Genomic DNA, 12,053 nt, shown 5'->3' with positions numbered 1-12,053 from the left:
CTGTCAGGGCTGTTTCGCCAGTTGTGAAATTTGAGCGTCAAGTGTGTTCAAATCAAGTTGACCGATATGAATGGTGGAGATTTTACCCGTGTCGGAGACAAAAAATGTCGTTGGCATCGGAGATATACCGAAATCCCGGATCGAGTTTTTGTCACGGTCGAGCATAATCGGAAACGTAACGCCCACCTGCCGAACAAAATTTTCCACGGTCATCTGGTCTTCCCCAACATTGATTCCAACAAATTGGACACCCTGGTCCTTCCATTTGTCCGCTTGCGCTTGTAGCGCAGGCATCTCTTTGACACAAGGCTCACACCAAGTCCCCCAGAAGTTGATCACCATGGCTTTGCCTTTGTATTCCTCAGACGTATGAACTTGTCCATCCAGGCCCAGCAATTCAAAAGAAGGAGCTTTGTCTCCTTCTTTTGGCTTGCCATTCGAGCCGGATACCGATGTAGTAATCGCATATCCGCCCAACACCAGGATCAATAACAAAATGACGATTTGCACCGCTCTTCTTGATTTCCCCATGTGCTGCTCCCCTTTTAAGTCAGCTTTTTGCATAATTTGATTCTAAACGCTCCCGGGTACAAGAATTAGACGAATAACACCATTTCGATCTAACTCTTGCTGATTGAAAGTCGCTCCAGGGATTTATGCAAAAAGCTTGAGTGACTAGCATTCGCATATAACGGTCTTGGACACCTGTGAACATCCTATGAACAATTATAGCGAATTTCGTCACAAATCTGCGGCGCTTTTATGAAAATTATGTGTCCTCACATTACCTTTTTTTCATTTTTTTGGCGGGTTCTGATTTTGCGAGCGTAATCAGGTTGTTGACTTCTTCTTTGGTTAGATTACGTGTGAGTCCGCGTTTCAGGTTTTGAAGCAAAATACCACCAAACGAAATCCGTTTCAGACGTGTTACCGGATGGTTAATCGCTTCGAACATACGTCTAACCTGACGGTTCCGCCCTTCGTAAATCGTAATAGAGATAACAGATTCATTTGCTGCGGTATCCACATCTTTGTACTCAATCTCTGCCGGAGCTGTCATACCGTCGTCCAGCATAATGCCTGTCTTTAATTTCTCCAGAGCCGAACCATGTGGAACACCTTTAACGGTTGCATGATACGTTTTGGGTACGTGATGCTTCGGATGCGTCAACAAATGCGCAAACTCGCCATCATTGGTCAGAATGAGCAATCCTTCTGTGTCATAATCCAGACGACCCACTGGGTATACCCGTTCCTTGACACCTTTAAGATAGTCGGATACAATTTTCCGACCTTCAGGGTCTGAAGCACTTGTGATAACACCCTTCGGTTTGTTCAACATCATGTACACTTTCTTTTCACTGCGGATCGGTTTACCATTAACCGTAATCATATCCTCTTCGGGGTTCGCTTTCGTACCCAGTTCGGTTACGACCTCCCCGTTAACTTCTACTTTGCCGGACAGGATCAGTTCCTCGCTCTTGCGGCGGGATGCAATGCCTGCCTGTGCGATAATTTTTTGTAATCTTTCCATGTTTGTCATGTCACCTCACACTAATGATACCCATCAAGGCCGGAAATCACAAGGATAATCCATCGATTTTGTTAACGCAGGGGTTGTAAACACCTTTAGAGCTGCATTTAGCTATGTATTTAGACCAAAAAAGCTCACCCTCTCACTGCCTGTATGCGACAGGAGCGTTAAGGTGAGCCGTTCACTTTTAATCGTATGTAACCACTGCAATAAGCAAAAGGTTAATTGGCTACTTTACCTGCAACAACGACCTGTTTTTTCGCAGGGGTTGCACTTTCTTTAATAAAGGATTGCAACGTTTTGGAAGTAATATAATAAGTACGTCCTCCGTATACAAAGGTCATCATGCCAATAACCCGATTGTTCTGGTCCAGAACAGGGCCACCTGAATTGCCTTGTGCCACAGATTTTACGATACTGCCAATGCCCTTCTTGCCTGGAACGTCCGAATCTTGTGAATTAAATACTCGGCTCTTGGCAATTGTATTATAAGTTGAAGGGAAATCTTCGTCCAACAGCACAAGTTCCCCGGCAGAATTTTTAGGAAATCCGATGGTATAGACAATTTGATTATCTTTGGCATTTGCAAACGTCACCGGTTGTGCGTCGATTTCTTTGTCCAGCTTCAGCAATGCCATATCTGTCACCGGATCTGTTTTAATGATTTTGGCTTTAACCGGCTTGTCCAGATGACCTGGGCTTGCTACAGTAAGTGTGCCTTCGTCCCCATCAGACAGTTCAGCATAATCCTGAACGACATGATAGTTGGTTAGCACCTCATCCTTGGAGATCAGTATAGATGTGCCTACATCATAATATACTGAATCGGGTTCATCCTGCTTGACCAGACGTACGTTCACAACTGGAAAAGAATCCGCTGTAACGGCCAACTGAGCACGTAGTTGTTTATCGAAGTAACCCGTAAAATGAATCGTATTAACGGCTTGAGCCGCAGCCAACCCCGTCTGTCCTGCAAGCAACGCAATGGCAAGCATGCCTGACATTCCAAAGCGGAGCATTCGTTTCCAACTCTTTTGCATGATTCTCACTCTCCTCCGCTATCATTCTAGCATAATTCGTATATCGGAAGGAGAGGGCATATTTTTAACCAAATACAATCAAACAAATGACCAAGGCTGCAATGAAACCAACTACATCGGAAAACAACCCAACTTTGAGCGCATAGCGACCATTACGTATGCCTACCGCTCCAAAATAAACAGTCAATACATATAGGGTTGTATCCGTACTGCCTTGAATCGTGGAAGCCATGCGGCCAATCATCGAGTCGGGGCCATAGGTTTTAATTAGGTCAGTTGTAAAGGCAAGCGAGCCTGTCCCAGTCAAAGGACGCAAAATACCGAGTGGCAATACTTCTCCCGGAACCCCCATCCAGGACACAAGTGGTGCGAATAGGCTGATCACATAATCCAATGCACCAGAAGCACGGAATACACTGATCGCTACCATCATACCTACCAGATGGGGAATAATGCTAATTGCCGTAGAGAAGCCGTCTTTGGCCCCATCAACAAAGGATTCGTAGACCGGGACCTTTTTGGTAAACGCATATAATGGAACAAACGCGATGATAACCGGAATGGCCCAGACGGAAATCCAGTTGATGAAGGTTAACAACGTTGCTCATCCTTTCATACCGGGATTGTCACTTTTATGTACACGCGGCGGCCTGTGAAGTGCCCTGTTTCGGTACCAGCGATCGGCTACGATGGCTGCAAATGTCGCAATAATGGTTGCCATTAGCGTGGTGCCTACAATTTCCGTGGCATTCGCAGAATGATAATTAAGCCGAATGGCTATCAGGGTTGTTGGAATAATGGTGATACTCGCTGTATTCAGAGCCAGCAGCGTGCACATGGCAGGGGAAGCCGTTTGTTTATCCGGATTCAGCTCTTGCAGTTGCTGCATGGCTTTGATCCCCATTGGGGTTGCCGCATTGCCTAAGCCGAGCAGATTGGCACTCATGTTGGATAAAATGTAGCCCATGGCTGGATGATTCCGTGGAACATCCGGGAACAAGAAGCCAACAACCGGACCCAGCAGCTTTGCGATTCGTCCCAAGAGCCCTGCATCCTCAGCCATTTTCATCATCCCCATCCAGAACACGAGCACACTGATCAGCCCAAAGCATACCGTGACTCCGGTTGCTGCTCCATCAAAAGCTGCCTGCGTAACGACTTCAATTTTGCCCTGTGCGGCTGCAAAAGCAAATCCGGTTACGATCATGAGAAGCCAGATTAAATTGATCAAAAGATAACCCTCCCCTCATTATGGAGATAACAAATGACTTAATACTGCACGCCATGCGGAAGCCCAGGTAGAAATTTCACCGATCCCCCCCAGAGTTGCATCCTCTGTCTTTGGCTCTGGCGGAATATAACTTCCTTTGCGATACACAGGAATTGAACCCACAAGTTTCCCGTCAAGCTGCATATCAATTCGGCCGGCCAGTCCAAAAGTGGGATCAGTCGTTTTTGCATCTCCCTCTGTACTCTCTTGGACACGGTTATCGAGTAAAATCAGCTTTTTCGTCAATGAGGATGTCTCACTCTTCGCCAGAGGATAGGTGAACCCGCGGCCAGTGACCACATCCGTGTTTTGTACAGGCTGTTCTTTTTTTGCAATTTCCACCAAAGGGAAGTTTTCAAAACCGAAATCCAGCATACGTGCATGGTCATTCCAGTCGTCACCATCGTTCAGGGTTACCGCAGCAAGTTGTTGTCCATTGCGAGTAGCAGAGCTGACCAGACAACGGAATGCTTTTTTGGTATATCCGGTCTTTACGCCATCGGCTCCTTCGTACAATCGCAGCATTTTATTTTTGTTTTGCCAGGAATACTCCCAGCTCTCATTCGGATTTGGGGCCGATTTGTTCTCCGTAGCTACAATTCGTTTGAATACCGGATTCTTGAGCGCATACGCGGTTAAACGTGCCAGATCATTGGCGGTGGAGTAATGACCATCTGCGTCAAGTCCATGGGGATTCATAAAATGGGAATGGGTTAGACCAATTTGCTCTGCCTTTTTGTTCATTAAAAGAACGAAACCTTCTTCAGATCCACCGACATGTTCAGCAATCGCCGAGGCCGCATCGTTGCCCGATCGAAGCATCAGCCCATACAGCATGTTTTCCAGTGTCATTTCTTCACCCAGCTTGAGATAGATGGATGACCCTTCTTTGGCAAAAGCCGAAGAAGTTACCTTTACTTTGTCATCCAGTTTACCGTGTTCAATCGCAACAATTGCTGTCATGATTTTGGTCAAGCTGGCAATTCTGAGTTCCTTATCCCCGTCCTTGCTGTACAATATTCGGCCCGACGTAACATCAATGAGAGCAGCGCTTTGCGCATGATTTGAGGGGCCAGGTATGGTTCCCTGGGCTTCAGCAAGTCCAATTGAGGGAAACAGAAACAAGGGTACAAGCATGCATGCCATAAATTTCATTAATTTTCGCATCGATTCATTCCTCCGGGTCACTTGGAATCTTGTACTAGCTTATGACAGGACAACCCGAAGTATGTCCCAGTGTTAGCAAACAGCAAAAATCCCTCTCGCACATGCTGCGGAAGGGATCTCAACCGAATCATTAATTAGCTGTACGTAGAAGGATCAGGTGTGACAGGAATGCCAGACGCTGTCGGTTGTGTTGTATTACGATTGCGGAACATGTCCTGAATTCTATCCATCACATACGGTGTGGAATCAATCAATTTCTCAAACAGATGTGTTGAGTTATCAAGCGGAACGATGTGAACGCCTTGTTTGCCAACTACCAGGAATGCGATTGGACGAATGGATACGCCGCCCCCGCTTCCGCCTCCAAATGGTGAGGCAACCGATGCGGAGCTGGCATGTTCAGTCGTACTACCGCTGCTTCCGCCACTTCCACCTTTGCTGCTTCCATCACTTACATGAAAATCACTGCCACCCGCAGCAAATCCGAATCCTACTTTACTGATCGGCAAAATCACAGTACCATCAGGTGTTTCGACCGCATCGCCCACGATTGTATTGACATCCACCATGGCCTTGATATTTTCCATTGCGGTTTCCATTAAGCCTTGAATTGGATGATCTGACATTTAAATTCCCTCCAGTTTCAATTTAAGCTAGGTTTGATCTAACCATATCATCCCCAAACTTGAAGGGACTTATGTAAGCCAGCCTTTTAACTAAACCTCAATACTTCAAACCGCTGACTCGGCAAAATATAACCCGGCAGTTGCAATTAAACTGTGGAAAATTTCAGCATAATTGGGGACAATACATACATTCATATTTGCGATTTACTGTGTTGTTTCTTCATCTTGCGTCTGCGTCGTTGCTCTTTTAAGAGTCTGAACCACATCCGCCATCCTCCCTCTACTTGAAGCACTCGGGTTAACAATGTAAGTCCTGCGATCATGACTGCTGTAATCCGGATCTTTAGTTTCCAATCCAGCTCGGTTTGGAACTCCATCTCGTCTTCCCACACCGGCACAACTTGTAACTGTGGCGTTTGTTCAAAACGGATTTGATAAGAGAGGTATCCAATGATGATCGACTTGATGCTCCACACCCAACCTATGAGAACAGCCGTATATGCTGCATCGCCGACGCCAATGCGAGTGGACCAGGACAAATGAGTCATATGTACACGAGTGAGCGTTTGCTTGATCCAGAGCTTTAATGCTTCCGTTGCCCTGAGCATGATTTTTACGTCCTTAGCCCATTTTTTGACTTTACGTTTGTTAACACGCTCGCTGCTCTGGGCTTCTCCCCTTGAATGATTCATTCGCTGCTCCGTTTTCACCAGAAAACCTTCCTTCATATTACGAAAGACAATACTAGGAATTTCATAGTTAATACGCACAATGCCATATAGCAGACGAACCGTAATCTTGGCATAATCATCGTGATTGTGTTTCCTAAATGTAAAATGCACATGAACATACGAGATGAGGACTGCGACAAGAAGCAGTGCGATCAACAAGCCGATTCCTCCAAGCCAAATCCACACAGGCCTTACCTCCAAGCCCTCAATTCTTTTCACGTCTAGTATGACACTCTATATAGGAAAAAATTCACGTCTGACCTGAAAATTCCATTTAATCTTTGAACGCTACCTTACACTCCATTCCACATACCACGCCAAAAAAACCGGCAACCCAAAAGGGCACCGGTTTTGAATCGATCCAGACTGCAAAGTTATGAATTTAAAGGATCATCTTCGTTATTAATATCGTTTGAATTTGCATCATCTTCGAGATTTGTACTATCCAGGTCCAGGTCAACATGCTGCACATCCAATTTTTCAAAAAGCAGCTGTGTTTCTTCCTCCAGGTTCTCGGAATCTTCAAACAACCCTGGCTCCGGCAGATCTTTGAGCGAAGCCAAACCAAAGTAGTCCAGGAAGGACTTGGTAGTGCCATATAAAATTGGGCGTCCAATGGCCTCAGCCCGTCCCACTTCCTGAATGAGATCCTTGTTCACAAGGGTATGAATAGCACGTTCGGATTTAACGCCACGGATCTCCTCAATCTCTACCCGCGTGATAGGCTGACGGTACGCCACAATAGCGAGCGTCTCCAAAGCTGCCTGGGATAGAGACGTACGTGCAGGTGAATAAGCCAATTTCTCAAAATAAGCCGCATGTTCCGGCAAGGTACCCAGTTGAACTACCCCTGCAATTTTAAGAATTTGTACGCCTCGTCCCTGCTTGGCAAATTCAGCGATCATTTCCTCAATCGCATCCGACACCAGTTCGGTTCGCTGATCCACGATTTCGGAGATTTGTTTGATGCTCAGACCTTCTTCTCCGGACAAAAACAGCAGGCCTTCAATAATCGATTTCAATTTCGGAAAATCCATGATTCTTTGTTTCCCCTCTCCACTCCATAACGATATCCTCAAACATCCGCTCCTGATAACAGACAATCTGCTTCATCTTCATCAGCTCCAGCACCGCCAAAAAAGTTACGACAATCTCATGCCTGTAAATTTGATTATCCAGCAGCTTGGAGAATAACAGTCTACCTCCCGGTCCCATACTTTCCAAAGCCCCGATAACATCCCGAATACGATCCTTAACCGAGATTTCATCCCGCTGGATCCGAGTTACGGTTGTCCGCTTCTCCGCCTTGCGTAGCGCCTTCTGAAAGGCTGCAATCAGATCCGAGGTATGCAAACCCTCGACCGGATTCGATTGCGCTTCTACAGGCATATAAGGCCGCAAATCCTCGGGTTCTTTGGAGAAAATAAGGCTGCGTTCCCACTCCCGTTCGTGCAAGTGACGCGCAATTCCCTTGTATTTGCGATATTCAATCAGACGCGCAATCAGTTCTGCACGTGGATCATAATCTTCATCTTCCATATATGCATAATCCTCAAAGTCCTCGATTACCGGTGGTTTGGGCAGTAATAGTTTGCTCTTGATCGACAGAAGAGTTGCCGCCATTACCAGAAATTCACTCGTAATATCCAGCTCCAGCTCCTGCATCGAATGCAGATACGCCATATATTGATCGGTAATATCGCTGATGGGAATATCCTGGATATGAATCTCTGCCTTATCGATCAGATGAAGCAGCAGATCCAAAGGCCCTTCAAAAGTCTCCAGTTTGTATGTAACTACCGTCACTAGACGAATCCTCCCGCCAGAAAAATAAAAACCCCCGCTAAGCCGCCGAATCCGGTCTCCCGTTTTCGTCTGCGCAGAGCAGGGCACTATATTAAATAAGCACTATTTTAGCTGTTTCGTCAAGTTCGCCATTTCAATAGCGGCAGTAGCTGAATCCCAGCCTTTGTTTCCTGCCTTTGTTCCAGCGCGCTCAATGGCTTGTTCAATATTCTCTGTTGTAACCAGGCCGAAGATTGTAGGTACGCCTGTTTTCAGGTTAATTGCGGCTACACCCTTAGCCATCTCATTGCACACATAATCATAATGTGTTGTTGAACCACGGATAACCGTCCCTAAGGTAATGACTGCATCGTATTTGCCACTTTCAGCCATTTTTTGTGCAATCAACGGGATTTCAAAGGCTCCTGGAACCCAAGCTACATCCACTTCATCATCTTGTACACCGTGACGTTTGAAAGCATCCAGTGCTCCGCTGAGCAATTTGCTTGTAATGAACTCGTTAAAACGCCCTACGACTACTCCATATTTTAATCCTTCTGATACCAAATGTCCTTCAAAAAAGTGTGGCATTCAAGTCATCTCCCTAATTGTATTATATGATGTACGCAGCTGATTTTTGGAAACTAGTTCACCCTGTTTAACCTCAGAAAAGCTACTCAGTTTTTTTCTTCATTCTGCTCGATATCGTCGAACTTTAGCATATGGCCGAGTTTCGCCTGCTTCGTGTGCAAGTAGACCGTATTATCCTCGTTCTCTTCCATCTGAATGGCAACTCGTTCCACCACTTCAAGTCCGTACCCTTCAAGCCCTTTAATTTTGCGTGGATTGTTGGTTAACAAACGAATTTGACGAACACCAAGATCCTTAAGAATTTGGGCTCCAATACCGTAATCTCGAAGATCGGCAGCAAACCCAAGCTTCAGATTGGCATCCACGGTATCCAAACCTTCCTCTTGCAGTTTGTAGGCTTTGAGTTTGTTGATCAGTCCAATGCCTCGTCCTTCCTGTCTCATATAGAGCAGAACGCCATTGCCTTCGTCATGAATTTGTTTCAATGCTGCATCGAATTGTGGACCACAGTCGCATCGATGAGAATGGAATACATCCCCTGTGAGACATTCGGAGTGTACGCGAACCAATACAGGTTTCGATCCGTCAATTTCGCCTTTAACCAAAGCGACGTGCTCCTTGTTGTCCACCGCATTGGTGTAGGCCACCGCCTGGAATTCACCAAAGTCTGTTGGCATACGTACAGCTACTTCTCGTTTAACCAACTGCTCCTTCTCATTCCGGTACCGAATCATGTCCTGAATGCTGATCAGCTTCAGATCATGCTTGCGGGCGATCTCCTGCAGATCCGGAAGTCTGGCCATCGTGCCATCTTCCTTGATCACTTCACAGATTACACCTGCCGGATAGGAACCGCACATAATGGCGAGGTCTACAGCCGCTTCCGTATGTCCCGCGCGTCTTAGCACTCCGCCGTCTTTGGCGATGAGTGGGAACATATGGCCCGGCTTGCGGAAATCTCCGCTTTTCGCTTCGGGATTAATCAGCCCCTTGACTGTAATGGAGCGTTCATGAGCCGAGATGCCCGTTGTGGTATCTTTATGATCTACAGAGACGGTAAAGGCCGTCCCATGAAAGTCCGTATTTTGCTGGACCATAGGTTTCAGGTTGAGTTCATCGGCACGTTGCTGCGTAATGGGAACACACACCAGACCTCTGCCTTCGGTAATCATGAAATTGATGACTTCAGGTGTAGCCTTTTCCGCCAAAGCGATAAAGTCGCCTTCATTCTCCCGATCCTCATCATCCACCACAATAACTGGTTTACCCTGCATGAGATCGTAGATGGCTTCCTCAATAGAATTCAGAATGGATTTCTCTGACATAGGTCCCCCTCCAGTTTCTATTTCAATTTATATTTGTAGTTAATCAATTACGATTTGTTAAGCAAATCCGTGATTAGCGAGGAAATCCTCACTGATACTTCTCGGCTTACCCGCACCTGTCTCCTGATGTCCCTTTCCATAGTGCAGTAGATGATCCACATATTTGCCCAAAATATCACATTCAATATTGATGGTATCACCCGTCTTTTTCACATTTAATACGGTCTCACCAATGGTGTGTGGAATAATGGATACAGTGAATGCACTCTGTGAAGTATGCACAACGGTCAGACTAATTCCGTCCAGGGTTACAGACCCTTTGGGTATCAGATATTTGAACAGCTGCGTATCATCAGGTTTGATCTCGAAAACAATTGCATTCTGGTCACGTGTAATGCCTCCAATGACCCCAGTGCCATCGACATGGCCCTGAACGATATGCCCGCCAAAACGACCACCTGACAGCATGGCTCGCTCCAGATTAACTTTGCTCCCTGATTGCAATTGACTAAGATTGGTATTTCGATATGTCTCGGGCATTACATCGGCAGTAAATCCGCCACCCTCCAGGGTTGTCGCAGTTAAGCATACCCCGTTCACAGCTACACTATCGCCAATCTTCAAGTCGTTCATGATGGCGGAAGCTCCGATATTCAGGACCATCGCTTCGCCTTTCCGACCTATACGCCGGATCTGACCGACTTCTTCCACCAAACCGGTAAACATGCTACCGCCTCCTTTATTTATTTCGTAATCGTTAATTCATTTATTCAGGCCAAACCGGAATTCCGCCAATGCTAATATTATCTCCAACTTGCTCAATTTCCAGCTGATGCAATTGAATTGCCTGACTCATGCGCTCTACACCCTCGAAGCGGAAACTGCCTGGTGTTTCGTATCCTCCAACAATTTTCGGAGCAATGAACATGAGCAGTCGATCTACCAACCGTGCTTCCAGCATGGCGCCATTCAGAGTGCCCCCGCCTTCAAGCAGAATCGAACCAATTTCACGCTCACCAAGCTTGCTGAGTGCACTCAACAGATCAACACGTGGTCCTGGACCACAACGTATAATCTCCACCCCATAGGCTTCCAGCCGCTCAGCCGCTTCAGGGCTCGCCTCATCCGTTGTAAGCACCCAAGTTGGTGCAAGGCCATCCTTGACCATTTTGGCTCCTACAGGCAGACGCAGCTTGGAATCGACCACAATTCGTACCGGGCTGATCCCTTCCACTTGCAAGCGAGTCGTGAGTTCGGGATTGTCTGCAATGACCGTTTCCACACCAACCATAATCCCTTGATGGCGATGACGAAGCGCGTGAACAATCTCGCGAGCTGACTCGTTAGAGATCCATTTGCTGTCACCGCTACGCGTAGCGATTTTGCCATCCAGAGTAGAGGCCGTCTTCAAAGTTACAAAGGGGAGACCTGTTGTAATGTATTTGATGAATTTCTCGTTCATCCGTCTTCCGCGCTCACGCAGCACTCCAACTTCAACTTCGATCCCTTGTTGACGCAGCATGCTGATCCCTCTGCCGGAGACTTGCGGATTCGGATCTTCGCAGCATACGACGACACGTTTCACTTTCTCATGAATGAGACGTTCACTGCATGGTGGAGTCTTGCCATAATGGCTACAGGGTTCAAGCGTAACGTATACTGTACTGCCTTCAGCATCACTGCCCGCCATGTTCAGCGCATGAACCTCTGCATGACCCGTTCCCCGTTTGAGATGACTTCCGAGGCCCACGATACGTCCTTCTTTTACAACGACACAACCGACTACCGGATTGATTCCGGTCTGTCCTTGTGCCCGTTCTGCCATATCCAGTGCCAGCGCCATATAAAATTCATCATTAATCATTTCCAAGTCCGTTCACCCCACGGTTAAAATCTTAAGTTATAGACCTCCCTTCCAACAGAGAGGCATGTTCCATATCCAATAAAAAATCCCCGTCGAACAAACCGTTCGATGGGGATGATG

Annotated in this window: 14 protein-coding genes; all 14 read right to left on the bottom strand. The window is 46.6% G+C overall.

Annotation, left to right across the window (positions count from 1 at the left end; all coding sequences use genetic code 11):
* Positions 1 to 3 precede the first annotated feature (3 nt).
* Complete coding sequence (locus tag MHB84_RS23670; protein ID WP_076291921.1) at positions 4 to 531, bottom strand: redoxin domain-containing protein; 528 nt, start codon at positions 529 to 531, stop codon at positions 4 to 6.
* Between the two features lie 253 nt (positions 532 to 784).
* The gene (locus MHB84_RS23665) at positions 785 to 1,534 is read right to left on the bottom strand and encodes a pseudouridine synthase (protein WP_063568319.1); all 750 of its coding nucleotides are present in this window, start codon (positions 1,532 to 1,534) and stop codon (positions 785 to 787) included.
* A gap of 221 nt (positions 1,535 to 1,755) precedes the next feature.
* Positions 1,756 to 2,574: a S1 family peptidase gene (locus MHB84_RS23660; protein ID WP_064636817.1), complete on the bottom strand. Its 819-nt coding sequence runs from the start codon at positions 2,572 to 2,574 to the stop codon at positions 1,756 to 1,758.
* 64 nt (positions 2,575 to 2,638) lie between these two features.
* Entirely contained in the window at positions 2,639 to 3,172 is a 534-nt protein-coding gene (locus MHB84_RS23655; RefSeq protein WP_062324415.1) for a spore maturation protein, read from the bottom strand.
* A gap of 6 nt (positions 3,173 to 3,178) precedes the next feature.
* Positions 3,179 to 3,805: a nucleoside recognition domain-containing protein gene (locus MHB84_RS23650; RefSeq protein WP_063568316.1), complete on the bottom strand. Its 627-nt coding sequence runs from the start codon at positions 3,803 to 3,805 to the stop codon at positions 3,179 to 3,181.
* 18 nt (positions 3,806 to 3,823) lie between these two features.
* Positions 3,824 to 5,011 (bottom strand): D-alanyl-D-alanine carboxypeptidase family protein, encoded by a 1,188-nt coding sequence (locus tag MHB84_RS23645; RefSeq protein ID WP_076291920.1) that lies wholly within the window; start codon positions 5,009 to 5,011, stop codon positions 3,824 to 3,826.
* 134 nt (positions 5,012 to 5,145) lie between these two features.
* Positions 5,146 to 5,637, bottom strand: a complete 492-nt coding sequence (gene ytfJ / locus MHB84_RS23640) for a GerW family sporulation protein (RefSeq protein WP_076291919.1) — start codon at positions 5,635 to 5,637, stop codon at positions 5,146 to 5,148.
* Positions 5,638 to 5,828: 191 nt separating this feature from the next.
* Positions 5,829 to 6,554 (bottom strand): DUF2953 domain-containing protein, encoded by a 726-nt coding sequence (locus MHB84_RS23635; protein WP_083679128.1) that lies wholly within the window; start codon positions 6,552 to 6,554, stop codon positions 5,829 to 5,831.
* Positions 6,555 to 6,742: 188 nt separating this feature from the next.
* The gene (scpB, locus tag MHB84_RS23630; protein WP_076291917.1) at positions 6,743 to 7,405 is read right to left on the bottom strand and encodes an SMC-Scp complex subunit ScpB; all 663 of its coding nucleotides are present in this window, start codon (positions 7,403 to 7,405) and stop codon (positions 6,743 to 6,745) included.
* Positions 7,374 to 8,174, bottom strand: coding sequence for a segregation and condensation protein A (locus MHB84_RS23625; RefSeq protein ID WP_024630942.1), 801 nt, complete (start codon positions 8,172 to 8,174; stop codon positions 7,374 to 7,376). Before MHB84_RS23625 ends, scpB begins: the two co-directional genes overlap by 32 nt.
* 102 nt (positions 8,175 to 8,276) lie before the next feature.
* Complete coding sequence (gene ribH / locus MHB84_RS23620) at positions 8,277 to 8,744, bottom strand: 6,7-dimethyl-8-ribityllumazine synthase (RefSeq protein ID WP_063565743.1); 468 nt, start codon at positions 8,742 to 8,744, stop codon at positions 8,277 to 8,279.
* A gap of 86 nt (positions 8,745 to 8,830) precedes the next feature.
* Complete coding sequence (locus MHB84_RS23615) at positions 8,831 to 10,069, bottom strand: bifunctional 3,4-dihydroxy-2-butanone-4-phosphate synthase/GTP cyclohydrolase II (protein ID WP_076291916.1); 1,239 nt, start codon at positions 10,067 to 10,069, stop codon at positions 8,831 to 8,833.
* Between the two features lie 57 nt (positions 10,070 to 10,126).
* Positions 10,127 to 10,795 carry a riboflavin synthase gene (ribE, locus tag MHB84_RS23610; protein ID WP_076291915.1) on the bottom strand — a complete coding sequence of 223 codons (669 nt, stop codon included), beginning with the start codon at positions 10,793 to 10,795 and terminating at the stop codon, positions 10,127 to 10,129.
* 40 nt (positions 10,796 to 10,835) lie between these two features.
* Positions 10,836 to 11,939: a bifunctional diaminohydroxyphosphoribosylaminopyrimidine deaminase/5-amino-6-(5-phosphoribosylamino)uracil reductase RibD gene (gene ribD, locus MHB84_RS23605; protein ID WP_076291914.1), complete on the bottom strand. Its 1,104-nt coding sequence runs from the start codon at positions 11,937 to 11,939 to the stop codon at positions 10,836 to 10,838.
* Between the last annotated feature and the right edge of the window lie 114 nt (positions 11,940 to 12,053).

Source organism: Paenibacillus sp. FSL F4-0087 (genome assembly GCF_038020215.1).
Lineage (GTDB): Bacteria > Bacillota > Bacilli > Paenibacillales > Paenibacillaceae > Paenibacillus > Paenibacillus taichungensis.
Note: the sequence above shows the minus strand (reverse complement) of the source record. Positions and strands in the feature narration are given on the sequence as shown.